The sequence below is a fragment of the Pseudomonas sp. B21-040 genome (assembly GCF_024748695.1).
In the GTDB taxonomy this organism is placed as follows: domain Bacteria; phylum Pseudomonadota; class Gammaproteobacteria; order Pseudomonadales; family Pseudomonadaceae; genus Aquipseudomonas.
Genome location: NZ_CP087176.1, coordinates 4,202,339 through 4,224,098, shown reverse-complemented (window position 1 = coordinate 4,224,098; position 21,760 = coordinate 4,202,339). Strand labels below are relative to the sequence as shown.

Here is a 21,760-nt window from a genome sequence, read left to right as displayed (position 1 = left end):
AAACCGGGGCGCCAGTCATTTACGAGGCGCCAGCGCAGTGGTATCGGTCACGAATCTGCCCCCTCCAACTGACTCACCAGCCACTCACTGAAACTCTTCGCATTGCTCTCGCTGTCACGGTGGGTCAACAACGCCCAGTTCGGGCCGCGAATGGTTTGTTCCACCAAGGGTTGCAACAACCCGCAAGCGCACGCCTGCCGGCTCAGTAACTGGCTGACCAGGGCGATGCCAAGCCCCGCGCAGGCAGCGTCCAGCAGCAGGCCGGGGTCGGAGAAGTTCAGCCCCTGATCTTGCTGGCCAACATCGATCCCGGCTTCCACCGCCCAATGGCTCCAGTCCATTTCCCGCTCGCCATGCAGGGTGCTGCGCTGTTCGCTCGCCAGCGCCAATTGGCTCGGATGGCAGGCCGGGAAGAGGCGGTCGGCGTGCAGCACTTTGAAGCTGCATTCGGCCTGGGAGCTGATGTCGTCGCGCACCGCAATGTCGATGGTCTGGGTGGTCATGTCCGGGACTTCATCGGTGCTGTAAATCCACAGGTCCACCTCCGGATGCTGACGGCGGAAGTCCCCCAAACGTGGCAACAGCCAATGACGCGCGAACGCCGGCGTGGTGTTGAGTACCAATTGGTTGGGCTTCTGGTATTGCCCGAGACGCCGAATGCCGACGGCCAATTGTTGCAGCAGTGCCTGGGTGGTGCTGAGCAGATCGTGGCCGGCATCGGTCAGGCTGACACTGCGACCGCTGCGAAAGAACAGGGGTTGTTCCAGGTACGCCTCAAGGCTGCGGATCTGCTGACTGATGGCCGACTGAGTGAGGTGCAACTCGTCGGCCGCCTTGTGAAAACTGCCCAAACGGGCGGCGGCCTCAAAGCCGCGAAGGGTGCCGAGCGGGGGCCAGTGCTTGAGCATCGATAAGGTTTCCTAATCAGTTTTCCACTAAATCCATCGTTTGTTCGCCCATTTTTACAGCCGTAGCATGCATGCCAAGACCGCCAAGGCAGTTTTCGTTGAACACAATGGCTTAACTTAAAGGTGCTTGTCATGCAGCAGAACGAAATTCGAAACAGTGGCTGGTGGATGCCGGCTGAGTGGGCTCGACACGCCGCGACCTGGATGGTCTGGCCGCACAACCAGGCACTTTGGGAATCGGGTTGGGGCGTGACGCTGGCACTGGTGCAAGAAGACTTCGCCCGTGTAGCCAATGCCATTGCCCGTTTCGAGCCGGTGAAAATGGTCGTCGATCCATCAGCCATTGCCAGTGCCAAAGCCTTGTGCGGGCCCAACATCGAATTGATCGCCTTGGCGGTAAACGACAGTTGGTGCCGCGACTCCGGCCCGAGTTTCGTCTGCCATCCGCAACAAGGCCTGGCCGGTGTGAGCTGGCGCTTCAACGCGTGGGGCGGCAAGTCGGCGCATGATCTGGACGAAAGCCTGGCGCGCCGCGCGCTCAATCATCTGGGCTTGCCGTGCTTTGGCACACCGCTGAGCAACGAAGGCGGGGCCATTCATGTGGACGGCGAGGGCACGCTGATCACCACCGAGTCGGTGCTGCTCAACCCTAACCGCAACCCGATTATGAGCAAGGCTGACATGGAGGAGATCTTCACGCGTTTGCTGGGCGTGAAGAAGACCATCTGGCTGCCGGGCGATCCGGACTATGTGACCGGCGACATGACCGATGGCCATGTCGATGGCGTCTGTGCATTTGCCCGCCCTGGTGTGTTGCTGGTCGACGCCACCCGCGATCAAGGCTCGGTGTATGCCGAAGTGGTCCGCGAAAACCGTTGTGCGCTGGAGCTGGCAACCGATGCCCAGGGGCGCAAGTTCGAGCTGATCGAATTGTATGAAGCCACCGATGCCGTCGACACCGACGCTGAAGTGTTCTGCGCCTCCTATACCAATTTCTACATCGCCAACGGCGCGATCATCATGCCGGCCTACGGCATCGATGCCGACCACGTCGCGGCCGATGTGTTGCGTGAGGCGTTCCCCGGACGTGAAGTGGTGCCGGTGCGGATCAATCATCTGGCCCATGGCGGCGGTGGGGTGCATTGCATCACCCAGCAGCAACCGGCATGGCCAGTGGAGGGTTGATCTGATGACACTTTTGACGATTGCCACCACCCAGATGCCATGCACCTGGAACCTGCAACACAACCTCGATCAGGCCGAGCAGTTAGTGCGCGACGCGGCGGCCAAGGGCGCCCGGGTCATCCTGCTGCAGGAGCTGTTTGCCACGCCGTATTTTTGCATCGAACAAAGCCACAAACACGTGGCGCTGGCCGAAGAATATCGCGACAGCCCTGTGCTCAAGCGTTTCGCCGCGCTGGCCAAGGAGTTGGGCGTGGTGTTGCCGCTGAGCTGGTTCGAGAAGGCCGGCAACGCGTACTTCAATTCGTTGAGCGTGGCCGATGCCGACGGGCGCTTGTTGGGTGTGTATCGCAAGACCCACATCCCCAACGCCATCGGTTATCAGGAGAAGGAATATTTCAGCCCCGGCGATACCGGTTTCCGTGTCTGGGACACCGCGTTCGGCCGCCTCGGCGTGGGCATCTGCTGGGATCAGTGGTTTCCCGAAACCGCGCGTTGCCTGGCATTGATGGGCGCTGAAGTCCTGCTGTTTCCCACCGCCATCGGCTCTGAGCCCGGCTGCGCGACCCTGGATTCACGGGACCACTGGCAAATGACCATGCGCGGTCATGCGGCGGCCAACATCCTGCCGGTGGTGGCTTCCAACCGTGTCGGCCGCGAGGTGGCGACCACCGATCCCGAGCTGCAAATGAGCTTCTACGGTTCGTCCTTTATCTGTAACCACAAGGGCAAGTTGCTCGCCGAAGCCGACCGCGACAGCACGGGCGTATTGGTGCACAACCTGGACCTGGCCGCGATGCGCGAAGAACGCTTGAGCTGGGGCATTTACCGCGATCGCCGCCCGGACATGTACGGGGCGTTGTTGAGTCAGGACGGTCGTCACCTCAATGCACGCTGGAATACTCAAGGGGTTTGACATGCAAATCGCCAACAAACGCTTGCTCGGCGCCTTGGGCCTGGCCCTGTGCTGCGCGATACCGTCGCTGCACGCCGAAGAGAAAACGCTGCGGCTGTACAACTGGGCTGATTACTTTGCCGAGGACACGCTCAGCCGATTCACCGCCGAAACCGGGATCAAAGTGATCTACGACGTCATGGACGGCAGTGAAACGCTGGAAGCCAAGATGCTCGCTGGCGGCAGCGGTTACGACTTGATCTTCCCCGGCGACACCGTCGCCGAACGCTTGATGCGTGCGGGCAGCCTGCAGCCGCTGGATCAGTCAAAAGTCATCGCGCTGGATGACGTCGAACCCGGTTTGCAGAAGTTGCGTTCGCACTATGAGCATTCGAGCAAGGCCACTGTTCCCTACACCTGGGGCACCATCGGCCTGACCTACAACGCCGAGCAGATCAAGCAGCGTATGCCGGATGCACCGGTCAACAGCCTGGACATGCTGTTCAAACCGGAGCTGGCCGCTCGGTTCGCCGATTGCGGTATCTCGATGATCGATTCGCCGGACGAAGTGCTGGCGGTGGTGCTCAATTACCTGGGCAAGGATCCCCGTAGCGCCAAGCCTCAGGACCTTGCTGCGGCCAGTGACTTGCTGATGAAACTGCGACCGCACATTCGCAAGTTCCAGTCGCAACCGGTGACTGATCTGGTCAATGGCAACCTGTGTCTGTCGCTTGGCTACAGCGGCGACATGACACAGGCGCAACGGACCTCGGACGGCGCCGGCAAGAACACCACGTTCCAGTATCGCGTGCCCCGTGAAGGCACCACGGTGTGGATGGACACCATGGCGATACCGGTCGACGCCAAACACCCGGAGTACGCCTACGCGTTCATCAACTTTGTCATGCGCCCGGAGAACATGGCCGCCATCAGCAACTTCACCGGCTACCCTACGTCCAACGCGAAGGCGCGTCCGAGCGTCGATGCGGCCATGCGTAATAACCCGGACATTTACCTCGATGAAGCCACGTATGAACGGCTGATTCCGGGCAAGGACATCCCCCAATCCGATATGCGCGTGCGCATGCGCACCTGGACCAAGTTCAAAACCGCCACTGCCCAGTGACGTTCGGCCGGCACCCGGTGCCGGCCTTCAATCTTTCAGCAATAACGAACAGCTATTCAAGGATTCACACATGTCGACGCGTCGCCAGTTCATCAAACACGCATCAGTAATCGCAGGTATAGGCGCCGCTGCGTCCATGGGGTTCAGCCTCTCGCCGGTGTCAGCACACGCTGCCACCGGGGGGCAATGGTTCATGCCGGACGAAGGCGACAAACATCAGCGTGCGTTCATTGCCTTTGGCGCACAGGAGGCGATCTGGGAAGACTTTACCGCCGACGTGCAAGAGGCCCTTGGCCTGATCGCGCGCACCGTCGCCGACTACGAGCCGGTGACCGTGTTCTGCCGCGCCAGCGAGCGGGAACTGGCCGAAGAGCACTGCGGCACGTCGGGCGTCACCTACGTCACCACTGAGCTCGACGATATCTGGATGCGTGACATCGGCGCCAACTTCGTCATCGACGGGGACGGCGGATTGGGCGCCGTCGACTTCAACTTCAATGGCTGGGGCAACAAACAACGGCATGCCAAGGACGCGAAACTGGCCGCGCTGGTCGCCAAAAACGCCAAGGCCAGCTACCTGCGCAGCGAACTGGTGGGCGAGGGCGGTGGTATCGAAGTGGACGGTCACGGCACCGGGATCATGACCGAAAGCAGTTGGATCAACAGCAATCGCAACCCGGACTGGAGCAAAGCCGAGGTCGAGCAAGAGCTGAAGGAACGCCTCGGCTTGCGCAAAATCATTTGGCTGCCGGGCATCAAAGGCAAGGACATCACCGACGCCCATGTCGATTTCTATGCGCGCTTCGTCAAGCCGGGGGTGGTGATCGCCAACCTCGACAACGACCCCGAATCCTACGACCGCAAAGTGACATTGGCCCACCTGGACATTCTGAAAAACGCCACGGACGCCGATGGCCGCAAGTTGCAAGTGCGCACCGTGTCGCCGCCGCTGAACCCGCGCAAAAGCAAGTTCAACAAAAACAATCCGGATTTTGCCGCCGGTTACATCAACTACTTCGTGATCAACGGGGCGGTCATTGCGCCTGAGTTCGGCGACAAAGCGGCCGATACCAAGGCCTTCGACCTGTTGTCCGAGCTCTACCCGGACCGTGAGGTGGTACAGCTCAACATCGATGCAATCTCGGCCGGTGGCGGCGGCATCCACTGTGTGACCAATCATCAGCCACGGGTTTAATCTGGCGTCGTGCCCGTTGTAACTAAACTTGATTAATGTTAAGTGGCTGTTTTAGAACAAAAATATGTTCGGTAGGGGCTTCCCATGTTGCGGGAAAGTTGATAAATTTCCGCCCGTTCGTAGCAATTGCTACAGGGGCGTCGCCAAGCGGTAAGGCAGCAGGTTTTGATCCTGCCATGCGTTGGTTCAAATCCAGCCGCCCCTGCCATATTTCAAGAAACGCCAGACCTGACCGGTCTGGCGTTTTTTTATGCCTGTGATTTTCTCTCCAGGCGATACGCCTCAGCGTTCAACTGACTTCGTCCCTTGAACTTGTTGGTCGGCATGGTAAGACGAGCGCACCAACGGGCCAGACGCGACGTTCTTGAAACCCATGCGCGCACCTTCCTCGGCAAACCAGGCAAACACGTCCGGGTGCACGAAGCGCTGGACTGGCAAGTGACTGCGTGACGGTTGCAGGTACTGGCCGAGCGTGAGCATGTCGACATCGTGCTCGCGCATGCGCTGCATCACCTCGATGACTTCCTCGTCGGTTTCGCCGAGGCCCAGCATCAGGCCGGATTTGGTCGGCACGGACGGAACCATTACTTTGAACTTCTGCAGCAGGTCCAGTGACCACTCGAAATCCGAACCCGGTCGCGCCGCTTTATACAAGCGCGGCACGGTTTCCAGGTTGTGGTTGAACACATCGGGTGGCTCAGTGGCGGTGATCGCCAGCGCGACGTCCATGCGCCCGCGATAGTCCGGGACCAGGGTTTCCAGTTGCACGCCCGGCGACAATTTGCGGATTTCGCGCAGGCAATCGACAAAGTGTTGGGCGCCGCCATCGCGCAGATCATCGCGGTCCACCGACGTGATGACCACGTACTTCAGGCGCAGGTCGGCGATGGCCACGGCGAGGTTCATCGGCTCATCGGCGTCGAGCGGTTTCGGCCGGCCGTGGCCGACATCGCAGAACGGGCACCGGCGGGTGCAGATGTCACCCATGATCATGAACGTCGCCGTGCCGCCGGAAAAACACTCGCCAAGGTTCGGGCAGGACGCTTCTTCGCAAACGCTGTGCAGCTTGTGTTTGCGCAGCAGTTGCTTGATCCGGTCGACCTCGGGAGAGATCGGCATGCGCACCCGGATCCAGTCGGGTTTGCGAGGGAGTTCATCGGTCGGGATGATCTTGACCGGAATCCGCGCGACCTTCTCTGCACCGCGCAGTTTGACGCCAACTTGCATTTTCGCCGGGGCGGTGCCGGTTGGTTCCATCACTGTACTCATGTGTTTCTTCCTTTGGCGCGAGCGGGAGGGCGGTTAACCCTCCCGTGGCTGATCAGTCGCGGTAGACCGGGAAGTCACTGCACATTGCAGCGGCTTGTCGGGCGACGTGCGCCTCGACATCGGCATCGCCGAGGTGATCGAGCAGGTCGCAGATCCATCCCGCCAACTCGATACTCTGCGCTTCCTTGAAACCACGGCTGGTGATCGCCGGCGTGCCGATGCGCAGGCCCGAGGTCACGAACGGCGATTGCGGATCATTGGGCACGGCATTCTTGTTCACGGTGATCCCGGCGCGGCCGAGGGCGGCGTCGGCGTCTTTGCCGGTCAGGCCCTGGCGAATCAGGCTGACCAGGAACAGGTGGTTGTCGGTGCCACCGGAAACGACGTCGAAACCCCGGTCGATAAAGACCTTGGCCATCGCTTGGGCATTGCGGATCACCTGCGCCTGATAGGTTTTGAAACCGGGCTCCAGCGCTTCCTTGAAGCACACCGCTTTGGCCGCGATCACGTGCATCAGCGGACCGCCCTGACCGCCCGGGAACACCGCCGCGTTGAGTTTTTTCTCCAGTTCCGGATTGGCCTTGGCCAGGATCAGGCCGCCACGCGGACCGCGCAGGGTTTTGTGCGTGGTGGTGGTGACGACGTCGGCGAAGGGGATCGGGTTCGGGTACAAACCGGTCGCCACCAGCCCGGCGACGTGGGCCATGTCGACGAACAGGTAAGCCCCGACTTTGTCGGCGATCTGGCGGAAACGCGGGAAGTCCAACGTCTTGGAATAGGCGGAGAATCCGGCGATGAGCATTTTCGGTTTGTGCTCGACGGCCAAACGCTCGACTTCGTCGTAATCAATCAGCCCGGTGGCGGTGTCGATGCCGTACTGCACGGCGTTGTAGAGCTTGCCGGAAAAACTCACTTTGGCACCGTGGGTCAAGTGGCCGCCATGGGCCAGGCTCATGCCCAATACGGTGTCGCCCGCTTGCAGCAGCGCGAGGAAGACGGCGGCGTTGGCCTGACTGCCGGAGTGTGGCTGGACGTTAGCGTAATCGGCGCCGAACAATTGTTTGGCCCGGTCAATCGCCAGTTGTTCGACCACATCAACGTGTTCGCAGCCACCGTAATAGCGCTTGCCTGGATAACCTTCGGCGTATTTGTTGGTCAGGCCACTGCCTTGCGCTTCCATCACCCGTTGACTGGTGTAGTTCTCGGAGGCGATTAGTTCGATGTGGTGCTCTTGCCGTGCGTCTTCGGCATTCATCGCCGCCAGCAGTTCGTCGTCGTAGCCTTTGATCTGGTCGTGTTTGCTGAACATGGTGTGGTCCTTTTTCGTATTCAGGAAATGCGTGGGGGGGCTTCAAGCGTCGGCGTGTTCTGCGGTCAGGCGTTCATAGGCGTCTTGATCCAGCAAGTCGCTCAATGCCTCGACATCGACCGGTTTGAAGCGAAAGAACCAGCCTTCGCCCAATGGGTCTTCGTTGACCCGTTCCGGAGTGCTCTCGAGCGTTGCGTTAATCTCGACCACTTCACCGTCCAGCGGCATGCCGATACTGCTGGCCGCTTTCACCGATTCCAGTACCGACACTTCAGCGCCTGCATCGAAGGCGCCCAGTTCAGGCACCTGAACGAACACCACATCCCCCAATGCCTGCTGGGCAAACTCAGTGATGCCAACGGTGACCAGGCCATTGCTCTCAAGGCGCAACCATTCGTGATCGACGGTAAAACGCAATTCGCTCATAACAACTCCTCATTGTTCAGACTCATCCACTGCTGGTGGCGGATGACGTTTACAGGCTCGTGCGGGGCAGCGAGCGTGGCTGGAACAGTGATAGCAAGGGCGGTGCCAATGTTGGTTAGTTGTTTAAAATCAAAGAGTTGTTATGTTATTGAAAGTACCAATAGGGTTTTCCTGTATTGAAATCAATACGGACAAGAGGAGGGCAACGAGCAGGGCAGGAAAAAATGGGGTCGCAGAAGGTTGTCTTGAATTCGATACGCTGTAGCGATTTCAAGACGACTACAAATCCCTGTGGGAGCGGGCTTGCCCGCGATGAGGGAGTGTCAGTCAACATCAATGCTGAATGTCACACCGCTATCGCGGGCAAGCCCGCTCCCACAGGGTCCTTGTGTTGTTTGGGGCAGGGCTCAGGGCTTGGTGGGAATGCCGTACTTGCGCAGGCGAATGGCGATGGCGCTGTGTGACGTTTGCAGCCGCGCCGCCAGCAAGCGGCTGGAGGGATAACTGCGGTAAAGCTGTTCCAGCAGGTGCTTTTCAAAGCCTTCGACGGCAGCTTCGAGGCTGCCCACTTCACCGTCGTTTTGCCGCTCTACAGCGGTTCTGGCAATGTCCAGATCGTCGATGTCCACCAGCGGGTTTTCGCAAATCGCCGCCGCCCGGAAAATCACGTTTTGCAGCTGCCGAACGTTGCCCGGCCAGCGGTTGCCGAGCAGGGCAGGAAAGGTGCTTGGGGCCAAACGGCACACCGGACGCTGGATCTGTGCGCAGGCCTGCTGCATGAAGTGGTTGGCCATCAACAGGATGTCGTGGCCGCGCTCACGCAGCGGCGGCACTTGCAGGTTGAGGACATTGAGACGGTAGAACAGGTCCTCTCGAAAGTGACCTTCAGCGACCATTTTTTCCAGGTCGCGGTGGGTGGCGCTCAGCACCCGAACGTTGACCTTGACCTCGCGATCGCCACCGACCCGACGGAAGCAGCCATCGCTCAAAAAACGCAGCAACTTGGCTTGCAGGTAGGGCGACATTTCACCGACTTCGTCGAGGAACACTGTGCCTTGGTCTGCCAGTTCCAGCAGGCCGAGTTTGCCGCCACGCTGGGCGCCGGTGAAGGCCCCGGCGGCGTAGCCGAACAGTTCGCTTTCGGCGAGACTTTCCGGGAGGGCTGCGCAGTTCAACGCCAAAAACGGCGAATCGCGCCGCGTGCTGATCGCATGGCAAGCGCGGGCCACCAGCTCTTTGCCGGTGCCGGTTTCACCCTGGATCAACAGCGGCGCGTCGAGCGTGGCCACGCGCTGGGCACGGGCCTTGAGCGTGCGAATCGCCGGGGATTCGCCCAGCAACGCATCGAACCCTTCGGCATGGTCATGGTGCAGCGCCGACAGGCGTTCGCCGATGCGGTTCGGGTGATACAGCGTCAGCAGGGCGCCGGCATCGGTGATCGGCATGGCGTCCAGCAGCAACGTCTGGCCGCCCAGGCTGACCTCGTGCATGGGCAGGCGGAAGTGGTGTTCGATCAGCGTCTGTTGCAGCGACGGATCATCGAACAACGCGGTCAGCGATTCACCGGCCGGTTCGCGACCACACAAAGCGATCAGCGCCGGGTTGGCCAGCAATACAAAACCGCGGTCATCCACCGCCAATACCGCATCGGTGCTGGCCGCCAGCAAGGCATCGAGTTGCAAGCTTCGGCGTTGCCCCGGAAGGATGTCGACCATCGTCACCGCTTGCACACCTTGTACGCCGAGAAACGCCTCGCGCAGCTCTTCCAGAACATCGACGCCGAGGGTCGGTGCATCGATGTAAACGTTCGGTGGCACCATCTCGACGGCGTCCAGATTGAACCGGCGCCCACCGAGCAGGGCCAGTACTTCCTGGGTGATGCCGACGCGGTCGATGAAGGTGACGTGGATGCGCATAACGGGCCTGCAAGGGTGGCGAACGGGGTGGTGGCGTCAATGAGTATGCCGGGCAGTGTTGACCTGTGGCGAGCGCAGATCAGCCATTGCCGGTTTTACGCGAGCACGCGGCCAGGTCTTCGAGGAACGCCTGGAGGATCGGCGGCGGCGCGGTGCCGCGTCGGGTAATCACGTCGAACGGCGACATCAATTGCAAGCTGTTCGGCGCCAGTTGATGCATCTCCCCGGTCTTGATCCACTGGCTGGCGAAGTGCGCCGGAAGAAACCCCAGATAGGCCCCGGAGATCAGCAAAATGGCGAGCGCCTCGATGTTGTCGACGGTGGCCGCGGCTTTGCTGACGCCCAGGTGTTCAAGGTCGTATTGCTGCATGTAGCCGCGCACGACAATCCGGCTCGCGGCGATTTCTTCGAGCAGTTCATCACCTTCGGTCTTACTGCCATACAGCGGATGCCGCCGCCCGCAATACAACCCCAACGCTTCCTGATACAGCGGTGTGTGCAGCAGGCCTGGAACGTGGATCGGGAAGTGCCCGATGGCCAGGTGCAACCGGCCGTCGAGTACGCGTTCTTCGAGTTCGGCGGGGGTGCCCACGTACACGTTGAGGTGCACGTCGTGCCCCCGGGACACAAAGCGCTGAGTGGTGCGCGGCAGCGGCGAATCGGGGTCGGTGATGGTGGTGTCGATGATCCCCAGGTTGAGTTTGCCGCTGATGTGCTGCTTGAGCACGTCGGCGTCCATGCAGAAATTTTCCACCGCCGACAGCAGGCGCTGGGTGGCTTCATGAATGGCCACGCCTTGCTCGGTCAAGCGAAAGCCGCTGCGCCCGCGCTGACAGAGTTTGACCCCCAGTCGGGTCTCCAGATGAGTCATCTGTTCGCTGATGGTTGACTGGCCGGCGTTCAACGCCGCTTGCGCTGCGGAAAAACCGCCGCACCTGACAATCGTGGCAAACACCCTGAGTAATTTCAGATCGACATCGTGCAGTTGAATCACGTTGGATCTCCCGCGTGTGGATGCATCGGTAATGCCGATATGAGTATCTGATGTTTAGCATTTTTTCCACGAAAACCTGCGCCCATAGTCATTCCAACGGCGGTCGCCTTGCAGTCCGCCCAGCCGATAACAAAAAGTGGAGAGGCTTGAAATGTCGAACAACGGTTATGAATCCGGTCGTCTGAACCTGCCATTCGTGGGTCATTGCACCTTTGGCAAATCCCCGGTGTGCACCGATTGGGACGCGCTGGATGCCGACGTCGCGGTGCTCGGCGTGCCCAACGACATGGGCACCCAATGGCGCTCCGGCGCACGCTTCGGACCACGCGGGATTCGCGAAGCATCGACGCTGTTTTCCTTCGGCCATGCCGGCGCCTATGACCACGAAGACGACGTGATGTACCTGACCGCCGCCGACGTGCGCATGGTCGATGTCGGCGATGCCGATATCGTGCACACCGACATGGTCACCAGTAACAAGAACACCGAATACGCCGTGCGCAAGATTCTCGATGCCGGTGTCATGCCGGTGGTGCTCGGCGGCGATCACTCGGTGCACGCGCCGGTGATCAAGGCGTTCGAGGGCCGTGGCCCGATCCACATCATCCACTTCGATGCGCACCTGGACTTCGTCGATGAACGCCACGGTGTGCGCTACGGCCACGGCAACCCGCTGCGCCGCGCCTCGGAAATGAACCACATCGTCGGCATGACCCAGATGGGCATCCGCAACGTGTCGTCCTCCAACCGCGATGACTACGAAGCGGCCCACGAGGCGGGTTCGAAGATTCTCTCGGTACGTGATGTACGTCGCCTCGGCGTCGAGGGTGTGCTGGCGTTGATCCCGCAGAACATCAATTACTACATCACCATCGATATCGACGGTTTTGACCCTTCCATCGCCCCGGGCACTGGCACGCCAAGTCACGGCGGCTTCCTCTACTACGAAGTGCTGGAAATCATCCAGGCCCTGGCCAAGCGCAGCAAGGGCAACATCGTCGGCATGGACCTGGTGGAGGTTGCACCGGTGTATGACCCGAGCGGCATGACTTCGATTCTCGCCGCGCAACTGCTGCTCAACAGCATCGGTTTCATCTTCCACGAGCGGGCCAAGGTGCGTGCGGCCGAAGGCGAAGCCACTCCGGCCTGACGGCACGGATCGATCCTCGAACCACAGTGACCCGGCAGGACCTGACTGCCGGGCAGAGAGAATAAAAATGGACACGATCGTTAAGCAGTACCTGCAGAAATTTGGCGTCTCCGAAGCGACCCAGACCTTCCTCAGCAAGGTGCAGAAAATGTTCATCGGCGGTGCTTTTGTCGAGGCCAGCGACGGGCAGACGTCCGATGTCATCGAGCCGTCGACCGAAGGCCTGATCACGCGCATTCCGATGGGCACCACCGATGACCTGGACCGCGCCGTGCAAGCGGCTCGCGCGCAGTTTGACGGCGGCGCCTGGCGCCAGGCCAAACCGGCCGAACGCGAACGGCTGATCCAGCGCCTGGCTGACCTGATTGAACAGAACGCCGAGGAGCTGGCGCAAATCGAATCGATCGACATGGGCAAGTCCGTAGCGTTTGCCAAAGACGTCGATATCCAGGGCACAGTCGACACCCTGCGTTATTTCGCCGGTTGGGCGACCAAGCTTCACGGGCGCACCGTCGAGCCCTCGCTGCCCGGCAATTACCTGGCCTATACGCGCAAAGAACCGGTGGGTGTGGTCGGCGCTATCGTGCCATGGAACTTCCCGTTGCAAACCATGGCCTGGAAGCTCGGCGCCGCCCTGGCGACCGGTTGCACCGTGGTGGTCAAACCCGCCGAGCTGACCTCGCTGTCGGCCCTGCGTTTTGCCGAACTGGTGCAGGAAGCCGGCATCCCGGATGGCGTCATCAACATCGTGTCCGGGCGCGGCAGCGTGGTCGGCGCCGCCATGGCCACGCACCCTGGCATCGACAAACTGACCTTCACCGGCTCGACCCCGGTCGGCCAGACTGTCGGCCGCGCAGCGCTGGAAGACATGAAGCGCCTGACGCTCGAACTCGGTGGTAAATCGCCGGTCATCGTCTGCGCCGACGCCGACATCCCGGCCGCCGCTCAAGCGGTCGCCAACGGCGTGTTTTTCAACTCCGGGCAGGTATGCGACGCCGGTACACGGGCCTATATTCATAGCAGTGTCTACGACGAATTCCTGCGTGAACTGATCGCCTATACCCGCACGTTGAAAATCGCACCGGGCCTGGACCCTGACTGCTTCATCGGTCCGCTGGTGTCGGCGCTGCAAAAACAGCGCGTGACCGAGTACATCGAAACCGGCAAGCAGGAAGGTGCCGAACTGGTCTACGGTGGCCAGCCCGTCGATGGCCCGGGCTTCTTCGTCGAGCCGACCATCTTCGCCCATTGCCGCAACGACATGCGCATTGTCCAGGAAGAGATCTTTGGCCCGGTGCTGGTCACCGCACCGTTCGACGATGAGGAAGAGGCGCTGGCCTTGGCCAATGACTCGGTGTACGGCCTGGCCGCAGCACTCTATTCCAATGACCTGGGCAAGGTGCACAGCCTGATTCCACGGCTGAAGGCCGGTTCGGTCTACGTCAATGCCCACGGCACCCTCGACCCGTCGATGCCGTTCGGTGGCTACAAGCAGTCCGGATTCGGCAAGGACCTGGGCGCCGAGCAGCTCGATTACCTGCTCGAAACCAAGGCCGTCTGGATCACGCTGCCCTGAGTCACGGCTGACGTCTTTCTGTCGGTTCAGCCGCAACGCAATCCGTAGCAGCTGGCGAAGCCTGCGTCCGGCGGCGCAGCCGTCGTAAAACCAGTGAGGGTGGTGTGTCTGGTAAGCCTTGGTCATCGGGTTTACGACGGCTGCGCCGCCGGACGCCGCCTTCGGCAGCTGCTACACGGTTCGCGGCATCTTCAACAACAGGGAACGGCAAGGATGCGCCCGGGCGTCGTTCACCCGAAAGAATGCAGTTATTCCGTCATGATCTTCCAACAATAAGAGTCCATCATGAACACTGACGCCAAAGCCGCTCCTAGCGTGTCGCTTCTCGACGACAAACCGATCGTCGAAAGCCATTCGATCGACTTCATCCCGGAACACGAACGCACCGACAAACTGTCCAGTCAAGGCCCGTTCTGGTTCCTCGGCAACTTCACCTTCTTCACCATGACCATCGGCTTCGTGGGCCCAAGCGTCGGCCTGACCGCGCTCTGGACCACACTCGCCGGCACGCTGGGCATCATGTTCGGCACGCTGTTCATGGCGTTTCACGGTTCGCAAGGTCCGCACCTGGGCCTGCCACAAATGATCCAGTCGCGCGCGCAGTTCGGCTATCGCGGGGTGATTCTGGTCCTGCTGGCGACGCTGTTTGTATTTGCCGGGTTCAACATCGTCAACCTGGTGTTGATGATGCAGGGCCTGCACACGCTTTTCGGTTTCAACCCCGCCGTGATCGCGGTGGCGGTGACGATACCGGCGGCGGTCCTGGCCATCCTCGGTCATGACTGGATGCACCGCAGTTTCAAATGGGCGTTGTACTTGTCGATTCCGCTGTACGGGCTGGTCACGCTGGCGGTGATGATGGGTTGGGTGCCTGATGCGGCGATGCCAGTGCTCGCCGCCGGTGAGGTGGCGCCTGCTCCGTTGGGCTTCAACTGGACCGGTTTCATCGCCCAGTTCGCGGCGGCGGCCAGTTACAACATCGCCTACGCGCCTTACGTCTCCGACTATTCGCGTTACCTGCCGAAAAACACCTCCAGCGGCAAGCTGATTGCGGTGGTGTTCCTGGGCGCGTCGTTGTCCGGTGCGTGGATGATTTCCGTCGGTGGCTGGCTGGCCGATCACCTGCACTCCACCGATGTGCTGGTGGCCCTTGGACAAGTCGGCAACACCGTTTCACCGCTGATCGGTACGGCGGTGGTGGTGATCACGATTCTGGCGTTCCTGCCGGTGATTGCGATGAACATCTACAGCGCGAAACTGACCACGCTGACCTGCGTCGACTCCATCAAGCACATCGAGCCGACGCGCAAGGCGCGGATCCTGGCGATCGGTTTTGTGATCCTGCTGCAACTGGGCGTGGCCCTGAGCATCCAGAGTTCGGGCAAAGGCTTGTCGGTGCTGGGGATCTACCTGGTGGTGATGTTGTACTTCCTGGTGCCCTGGACCTCGGTCAACCTCACCGACTATTTCTTCGTGCGCAAGGGCCGCTACGCCATCCCGCACTTTTTCATGCCTCACGGCAACATTTACGGCAGCTGGGGCCTGCGTGGCATCGCCGCGTATGCCATCGGTTTCATCTCGATGATCCCGTTCTTCTACATCTACGACGGCGTTGAGCAGCGTGAGGTCTATGTCGGCCCGCTCGCCAAGGCGCTGGGCAGCATCGACATCGCCTGGCTGGTCGGGCTGATCGTATCGGGCCTGGTTTACTACTGGTTCAGCCGCTCGATCGACCTCAAGCGTGAAGAAGCCGTCATTCAGCACATCGAGAAAACCTCTCCTCAATACACCACTGGCGATTCGCTGACCCAACGTTCGACGCCGGTATTCAACGAATCGACGGCCGGGAGATAACCATGGCTACGCAAAATTACGACTACATCATCATTGGCGCAGGCTCGGCGGGTTGTGTGTTGGCCAACCGCTTGAGCGAAGACCCGGACACCTCGGTTCTGGTCCTGGAATTCGGTGGTAGTGATCGCAGTGTGGTGATCCAGATGCCCAGCGCGTTTTCGATTCCGATGAACACCAAGAAATACAACTGGCGCTACGAAACCGAGCCGGAGCCGTTCCTCAACGGCCGGCGCATTCACTGCCCGCGCGGCAAGGTGTTGGGCGGCTCCTCTTCGATCAACGGCCTGGTCTATATCCGTGGCCACGCCTATGACTTTGACGAGTGGGAATCGCTCGGCGCACAGGGCTGGGGCTACCGCAATTGCCTGCCGTACTTCAAACGGGCAGAACATTACGAGGAGGGTGGCGACAGCTACCGTGGGCAAACCGGGCCGTTGCACACCACCAACGGCAACCACATGAAAAACCCGCTGTACGGGGCGTGGGTCGAAGCCGGCGCGGAAGCGGGTTACATCAAGACCGACGACTGCAACGGCTACATGCAGGAAGGGTTTGGCGCCATGCACATGACCGTGAAAAACGGCGTGCGCTGCTCTACCGCCAACGCCTATTTGCGCCCGGCGATGGGCCGTCCGAACCTGACCGTGATCACCCACGCGATGACCCGTCAGATCCTCCTTGAAGGCAAGCGCGCCGTTGGCGTGATGTATGACCACCAAGGCCAGACTCATAAGGTTTTTTGCAACCGCGAAGTGCTGATCGCGTCCGGCCCGATCGGTTCGCCGCACCTGCTGCAACGCTCCGGGATCGGCCCGGCCGAGGTCCTGCGCAAAGCCGGGATTGGCGTGCGTCATGACCTGCCGGGAGTAGGGGAGAACCTGCAGGATCACGCCGAGGTGTACATCCAGTTCGGTTGCAAGGAACCGGTGACCCTCAACAGCAAAATGGACCCGCTGAGCAAGTTGATGATCGGTTTGCGCTGGCTGCTGTTCAAGGACGGGCTCGGCGCCACCAACCATTTCGAGGCGGGTGGTTTCATTCGCTCGGACAAGGGGTTGCGCTGGCCGGACATTCAGTTCCACTTCCTGCCTGCTGCGATGCGCTACGACGGCAATAAACCGATCAAGGGCCATGGCTTCATGGTGCTCACCGGGCCGAACAAACCCAAGAGCCGCGGCTTTGTGCGCGCGGTTTCAGCCGACCCGTATGAGCATCCGCAGATTCAGTTCAACTACCTGCAACGGGAAGAGGACCGCGAGGGCTTCCGCCGCTGCATCCGCCTGACCCGGGAGATCATTGGCCAGAAGGCGATGGACCGCTTCCGCGATGGCGAAATCGCACCGGGCGCACACGTGACCAGCGATGAAGACCTGGATGCCTTCGTGCGTGAAAACCTCGAAAGCACCTACCACCCCTGCGGCTCGTGCCGCATGGGCGAGGACGACATGGCGGTGGTGGATTCCGAGCTGCGGGTGCATGGCATCGCCGGGTTGCGCGTGATCGACTCGTCGGTGTTCCCGACCGAACCGAACGGTAACCTCAATGCACCGACCATCATGCTCGCCGAGCGGGCCAGCGATCTGGTGCGCGGACGCACCATGCTGCCGGCTTCCGACGCGCCTGTCGGCCTTGTGCAAGATTGGGAAAACAGCCAGCGGTCGATGCTGCCGGGACGCAACGTCCGGGTTTGATGTGTTCGACAAGAATCAGGTCGCCGGTCGGGCGACCTGATTGGTTTTTCTCTTATGAAATCAAAGGCTTATTGATCCAGTGCGACGGTCACTGCCGTGTCTTGAAGCGTCTCCTATACTGATCCGCGTTGGCAGGTTCAACACCGATCCTGAATGCCGTTGGAGACGTCCCCCATTCCGACGGTTTTCCCTACGACCCCACAGTAAGGAGAACGAACATGGCAATCCGCATTGGCGACGAGGCACCGGACTTTACCGTCGAAAGCACCGAAGGCACGCTGAACTTCCACGAGTGGATTGGCGACAAATGGGCCATCCTGTTTTCCCATCCCAAGGACTTCACCCCGGTATGCACCACTGAGCTGGGCTACATGGCAGGGCTAAAACCGGAGTTCGACAAGCGCAACACCAAGATCGTCGGACTCAGCGTCGACCCGGTCAGCAATCATGCAAGCTGGGCCAAAGACATCGAAGAAACCCAGGGGCACGCCGTCAACTACCCGATGATCGGTGACGAAAACCTGGTCGTGGCGAAGCTCTACGACATGATCCATCCGAATGCCAGCGGCGGCGCCCGCACCGCCGTAGACAACGCCACCGTGCGTTCTGTGTTCATCATCGGCCCGGACAAAAAGGTCAAGGCCATGCTGATCTACCCAATGAGTGCCGGGCGAAACTTCGATGAAGTACTGCGTCTGCTGGATTCCCTGCAATTGAACGCCAAACACACCGTTGCGACTCCGGTGAACTGGCGTCCGGGTGAAGACGTGATCATCCCCACGTCGGTGTCCGATGAAGACGCACGCAAGAAATACCCCGATGGCTTCAAAACCATCAAGCCTTACTTGCGCACGGTTGCGCAGCCCAAGTAATGCCTCGCTGAGGAGCCTCAACATGGTCGTACAAGCCCTTCGTGTCGACGCCACCCACCTCGACGAGGTGGCGCGTCTTTTCGACGCCTACCGAGGCTTTTACGGCCAGCCCTCGAACCTGACGCAATCGCGCGAATTCATCGCCGAGCGCATCGTCCGGGACGAATCGGTGATGTTCCTCGCCGAAGATGCCACGGGGGACGCGCTGGGTTTTGTGCAGTTGTACCCCACCTTTTCCTCCATCGACGCCCACCGCACATGGTTGCTCAGCGACCTGTTCACCAGCCCCCAGGCCCGAGGGCGAGGGGTCGGGACGTTGCTGATGAACACCGCTCGCGAATTTGCGGTGTTGAGCGGTGCCAAGGGCATGGTGCTGGAAACGGCCACCGACAATCTTGGTGCACAGCGTTTGTATGAGTCGTTGGGGTATGTGCGTGACGGAATTTCTTAGTTCCCTCTGAAGCATCTCGTAAACAAGATCTCCTCGAATTCTGAATTGGTTGAGAGTTTACGAATCCCTAATAATTTCGGTAATGAATGCGCCTCCTTGGATCATTTTGCGGAGACTATGAGCTCCGTATTTTATTTTAATGTAAACGCCGTAAATAGTTTTCGGTGGTCACAGAAAATGTAAACAAGAACCACACAGACATGCTGCACCATACATCAGCGGATCTGTTTTGGATCTTGGGGATGACCACCACAATACCGCGCTGAAGTGGTGTTCCGCCGAGAATGGCTGATGCTGTCAAAATTATCGGTCAGAGCGAATTATGCCGTTCGATAGGGGCCAATCAAGGTCTTGGCTGACACAACTGGCCGGTGGTTTTATTGCGGATTCTGTCCCCGGCCGTGGTGTAACCCCCGTGTTCTTGGCTATTGAGTTTGATGTTTCAGTCAATCGTGGCTGACAATTTCGACCCAATATAGATAGTGGCGATAGGCATTAATTGGCCGATATTTATTCGTCGTGTGTTGCCGCTAACTGTTGGCGCCACCGCCGATTTGACCTAGTTGCCGAGATTTCACTGACCCGTCTGTTCAACGCGAATCATTGCCTTTATTGGATTTGTGCAGATTTTGGGGTAGGTCAATGTTGCGTCAGTAGGTGAGGCAATTCGGCCTCAGCGTCACAGTATTTCGACTGGCGCGACGTGCACACCGCCATGCGCTACGTGGAGGCTGTCGCGCCGTTTGGCGACTGTCAGCGGCACTCGGGTGAGTCAGAGTGACTGCGCGAGTAATGATTTCATACTGAGCTATGGCCTACGTTATTACAGCTGTACAACGTGACCATTTGACGATGAAGTAAGCGATTCAATAGGTTTTAGAACACAAGATTCTCAAACCTCAGCGCGCTTTTTTGCCCGCGGGCCTTGATGGACGGTACGCCGAGGCGGACAGGGGCGTGATTCACAAACAGCCCGGGCCGATCCCGGTGATAGACTCAATGGGTCGTCTTGGTTTAGGTGTAGGCTGTAGGCGATTTACCAGGTAAAAAACTGCGTCGGACGCCATCAAGCGCGGAGCGGCTGGACCGTGCACGGTGTGTGCGAGGAGGACACCATGACAATGCCCAACGAGCGCACGCGCGCACTCATCCAGACGCGAGACTTTCTGGTCGAACTTGCAGAAGATTCCGTGCTTTCAGCATCCATGCGACGTCAGGCCCGCCAGCTGTTACGGCATTATCCCCATGCCAACGAGATCCTGCGGGCCGGGCAGCTCGAAGAACGAAGGCTCGACCGACTGACCGAGCCCTTCCTGAGCTCCAGCATCGATTGACCGCCGTGGCCACTCATCATCAGCCCAAAGCCGCTGATCCTGAGCCATGGATAGATAGAAGGTAAATCGCTCCCTCGCCTTATCGACCCAGGGCGTTATGGAATTCCACTGGCGCTCAATGGCGCTTCCGCTTAGACCGGTGTCAGCTTATGTTCCATTGGATGGGCAATCATTGGGGGGAAGTGTTAATGAGCACTTCAACTGCGACTCGACGTCCGGTAAAAAAGAAAGAGGTGTCTCGAGAGGTGGCGATCGCGGCCTTTTGGCGGTTCAGTTCCGATCGAGCGTCGCTGACGGAGTCGGAGAGGCTGCACCAAATCAAAGTAGGGTTGCCCGCTGCCCTCATCGATGTTGTTCGCTGGGCCTTCGACCTTCAGGACCGCCACCTGGAAACGCTGTTCAATGCCTCAATTTCGACCCTGGAAAGACGACGGCGAGAGCAAAAGAACCTTGATCCTGTCGCCTCCGAGCGTGTGGACCGAATTGCTACGCTCAGTCACTTGGCCGAGAGGATCGTTGAAAGCCAAGCGGCTGCCACACAGTGGATGTCGGCACCGAATAAAGCGCTCGGTGGGACGGCACCGATCATGCTCTGCGAAACCGAGATCGGCGCTAAACAAGTTCGTCGTATTCTTCAGGCCCTTGAGTGGGGCGGTGCTGCCTAATGGCACCTGGCGACGACCCGCTGGTACGAAATACGCGACGGGTTCAGGATGCGTCCTGGGAAATCCGACGGGTCGGTGTTGCCATTGTCGACCAACCACCGCCAGTCGAGTGTTGAGAAAAAACGAAAGTTTCATTGAGACCCGCTGACGCGGCGTCAGCTAAATGACTGGGCAGGTGCTGATTTGCGGCTTTTCGTTTAGGGGGACGCTGGAGCGTGTTTGTCTAACGGTTTCGATTATAGGTGCGACGCGTTGCACTGCACGTGAGGGCTGCATGACGCTACGCCCTAGAACCCCATACAGGAGGTGCCTCAGTTATGTTGACAACCGTCAGCTGTAGCCAGGCTCGCCGGCGACTCCGGCGCCTTATTGCGCTGGTCGCCCAGGGGCACAGTTTCGTCATAACCAAGAACGGGCGAGCATTTTGCCGGTTGGAGGGCATCGAAGCGATTCAGCTTGATCATGGCGCCTCCTGCAAAGCCTCACTGTGATGCCTACTGGACGTGTCTACGCAACTTGGAGTTAAGCGTCCGTCCAGCTCACCTTGCACAATTTAAGGTGAGTACCTACATGCGCAGTCAGCCCAACCTTCCCTAGCCAACCTAGCGCTGATTATCGTATTCGCTCAGAGCAGGTGAGATCGAAGCCGATTTCTGCCTGTCGCCACCCTCTCTTTGGGTCGACTTCGACTACTCGTGATACCGAGAAACCAAACGACGACGAGACTCATCGCGCGCTGGTTGATGCGTCGTTTTGTTTCTCCACTTTGCACTTAAATATCAGCTCTAAGGGAAAGGAATCTTTTCTCTAAATGCATAAATCACCCGTAAGGACAAAATTTCTTTACTTAATCAGCTAGGCGTTTTCAATTACGCGAACCCAGTGATCGTCTCGCGTGGCCATTCAACGCTGCACAAATTTTGTAGCGGCGCCAACGATCTGATTGG

19 protein-coding genes and 1 tRNA gene are annotated in these 21,760 nt (G+C 59.6%); 13 read left to right on the top strand and 7 right to left on the bottom strand.

The genetic code is table 11. From position 1 onward, the window contains the following. Positions 1–47 precede the first annotated feature (47 nt). Positions 48–908 (bottom strand): LysR family transcriptional regulator, encoded by an 861-nt coding sequence (locus tag LOY55_RS19300; protein WP_223524996.1) that lies wholly within the window; start codon positions 906–908, stop codon positions 48–50. 132 nt (positions 909–1,040) lie between these two features. Here LOY55_RS19300 and LOY55_RS19295 point away from each other — a divergent pair, with 132 nt between their 5' ends. The 5 genes from LOY55_RS19295 (at position 1,041) to LOY55_RS19275 (ending at position 5,514) form a co-directional block, all read left to right on the top strand. Continuing rightward, entirely contained in the window at positions 1,041–2,093 is a 1,053-nt protein-coding gene (locus tag LOY55_RS19295) for an agmatine/peptidylarginine deiminase (RefSeq protein ID WP_223524997.1), read from the top strand. A gap of 4 nt (positions 2,094–2,097) precedes the next feature. Further along, a complete protein-coding gene (aguB, locus tag LOY55_RS19290) occupies positions 2,098–3,006 on the top strand; it encodes an N-carbamoylputrescine amidase (protein WP_223524998.1) in 909 nt (302 codons plus the stop codon). Position 3,007: 1 nt separating this feature from the next. Next, positions 3,008–4,111 (top strand): extracellular solute-binding protein, encoded by a 1,104-nt coding sequence (locus tag LOY55_RS19285; protein ID WP_223524999.1) that lies wholly within the window; start codon positions 3,008–3,010, stop codon positions 4,109–4,111. 70 nt (positions 4,112–4,181) lie between these two features. After that, complete coding sequence (locus LOY55_RS19280; RefSeq protein ID WP_223525000.1) at positions 4,182–5,306, top strand: agmatine/peptidylarginine deiminase; 1,125 nt, start codon at positions 4,182–4,184, stop codon at positions 5,304–5,306. 133 nt (positions 5,307–5,439) lie between these two features. Beyond that, positions 5,440–5,514, top strand: a tRNA-Gln gene (locus LOY55_RS19275). A 74-nt stretch (positions 5,515–5,588) separates the two neighbouring features. Here the strand turns inward: LOY55_RS19275 and lipA are convergent. The 5 genes from lipA to LOY55_RS19250 all read right to left on the bottom strand — a co-directional run bounded on the left by lipA (position 5,589) and on the right by LOY55_RS19250 (position 11,220). After that, positions 5,589–6,575 (bottom strand): lipoyl synthase, encoded by a 987-nt coding sequence (gene lipA / locus LOY55_RS19270; protein WP_223525002.1) that lies wholly within the window; start codon positions 6,573–6,575, stop codon positions 5,589–5,591. Positions 6,576–6,627: 52 nt separating this feature from the next. Beyond that, positions 6,628–7,884, bottom strand: a complete 1,257-nt coding sequence (glyA, locus tag LOY55_RS19265; protein ID WP_046030478.1) for a serine hydroxymethyltransferase — start codon at positions 7,882–7,884, stop codon at positions 6,628–6,630. Between the two features lie 42 nt (positions 7,885–7,926). Continuing rightward, entirely contained in the window at positions 7,927–8,310 is a 384-nt protein-coding gene (gene gcvH / locus LOY55_RS19260) for a glycine cleavage system protein GcvH (protein ID WP_007942957.1), read from the bottom strand. 407 nt (positions 8,311–8,717) lie between these two features. Continuing rightward, complete coding sequence (locus LOY55_RS19255) at positions 8,718–10,226, bottom strand: sigma-54-dependent transcriptional regulator (protein WP_109786735.1); 1,509 nt, start codon at positions 10,224–10,226, stop codon at positions 8,718–8,720. 79 nt (positions 10,227–10,305) lie between these two features. After that, positions 10,306–11,220 (bottom strand): LysR family transcriptional regulator, encoded by a 915-nt coding sequence (locus LOY55_RS19250; RefSeq protein WP_223525004.1) that lies wholly within the window; start codon positions 11,218–11,220, stop codon positions 10,306–10,308. Positions 11,221–11,371: 151 nt separating this feature from the next. Between LOY55_RS19250 and speB the strand changes: the two genes are divergently transcribed. The 8 genes from speB (at position 11,372) to LOY55_RS19210 (ending at position 20,813) form a co-directional block, all read left to right on the top strand. Then, positions 11,372–12,370 (top strand): agmatinase, encoded by a 999-nt coding sequence (gene speB, locus LOY55_RS19245; protein ID WP_046030470.1) that lies wholly within the window; start codon positions 11,372–11,374, stop codon positions 12,368–12,370. Between the two features lie 67 nt (positions 12,371–12,437). Continuing rightward, on the top strand, positions 12,438–13,946 hold the full coding sequence (locus LOY55_RS19240) for an aldehyde dehydrogenase (protein WP_046030469.1): 1,509 nt from the start codon (positions 12,438–12,440) through the stop codon (positions 13,944–13,946). A gap of 285 nt (positions 13,947–14,231) precedes the next feature. Further along, positions 14,232–15,800 carry a cytosine permease gene (locus LOY55_RS19235; protein ID WP_046030468.1) on the top strand — a complete coding sequence of 523 codons (1,569 nt, stop codon included), beginning with the start codon at positions 14,232–14,234 and terminating at the stop codon, positions 15,798–15,800. Positions 15,801–15,802: 2 nt separating this feature from the next. Further along, on the top strand, positions 15,803–17,491 hold the full coding sequence (gene betA, locus LOY55_RS19230; protein WP_258666380.1) for a choline dehydrogenase: 1,689 nt from the start codon (positions 15,803–15,805) through the stop codon (positions 17,489–17,491). A gap of 218 nt (positions 17,492–17,709) precedes the next feature. Beyond that, the gene (locus LOY55_RS19225) at positions 17,710–18,363 is read left to right on the top strand and encodes a peroxiredoxin (protein ID WP_046030465.1); all 654 of its coding nucleotides are present in this window, start codon (positions 17,710–17,712) and stop codon (positions 18,361–18,363) included. A gap of 22 nt (positions 18,364–18,385) precedes the next feature. Further along, positions 18,386–18,814 (top strand): N-acetyltransferase, encoded by a 429-nt coding sequence (locus tag LOY55_RS19220; protein ID WP_258666376.1) that lies wholly within the window; start codon positions 18,386–18,388, stop codon positions 18,812–18,814. A 1,115-nt stretch (positions 18,815–19,929) separates the two neighbouring features. Further along, positions 19,930–20,148 carry a BPSL0761 family protein gene (locus tag LOY55_RS19215; protein ID WP_258666373.1) on the top strand — a complete coding sequence of 73 codons (219 nt, stop codon included), beginning with the start codon at positions 19,930–19,932 and terminating at the stop codon, positions 20,146–20,148. Positions 20,149–20,336: 188 nt separating this feature from the next. After that, complete coding sequence (locus LOY55_RS19210; protein ID WP_258666369.1) at positions 20,337–20,813, top strand: antitoxin Xre/MbcA/ParS toxin-binding domain-containing protein; 477 nt, start codon at positions 20,337–20,339, stop codon at positions 20,811–20,813. A gap of 311 nt (positions 20,814–21,124) precedes the next feature. Here LOY55_RS19210 and LOY55_RS19205 read toward each other — a convergent pair whose 3' ends face one another. Continuing rightward, positions 21,125–21,277 carry a hypothetical protein gene (locus LOY55_RS19205; RefSeq protein WP_258666366.1) on the bottom strand — a complete coding sequence of 51 codons (153 nt, stop codon included), beginning with the start codon at positions 21,275–21,277 and terminating at the stop codon, positions 21,125–21,127. Positions 21,278–21,760 lie beyond the last annotated feature (483 nt).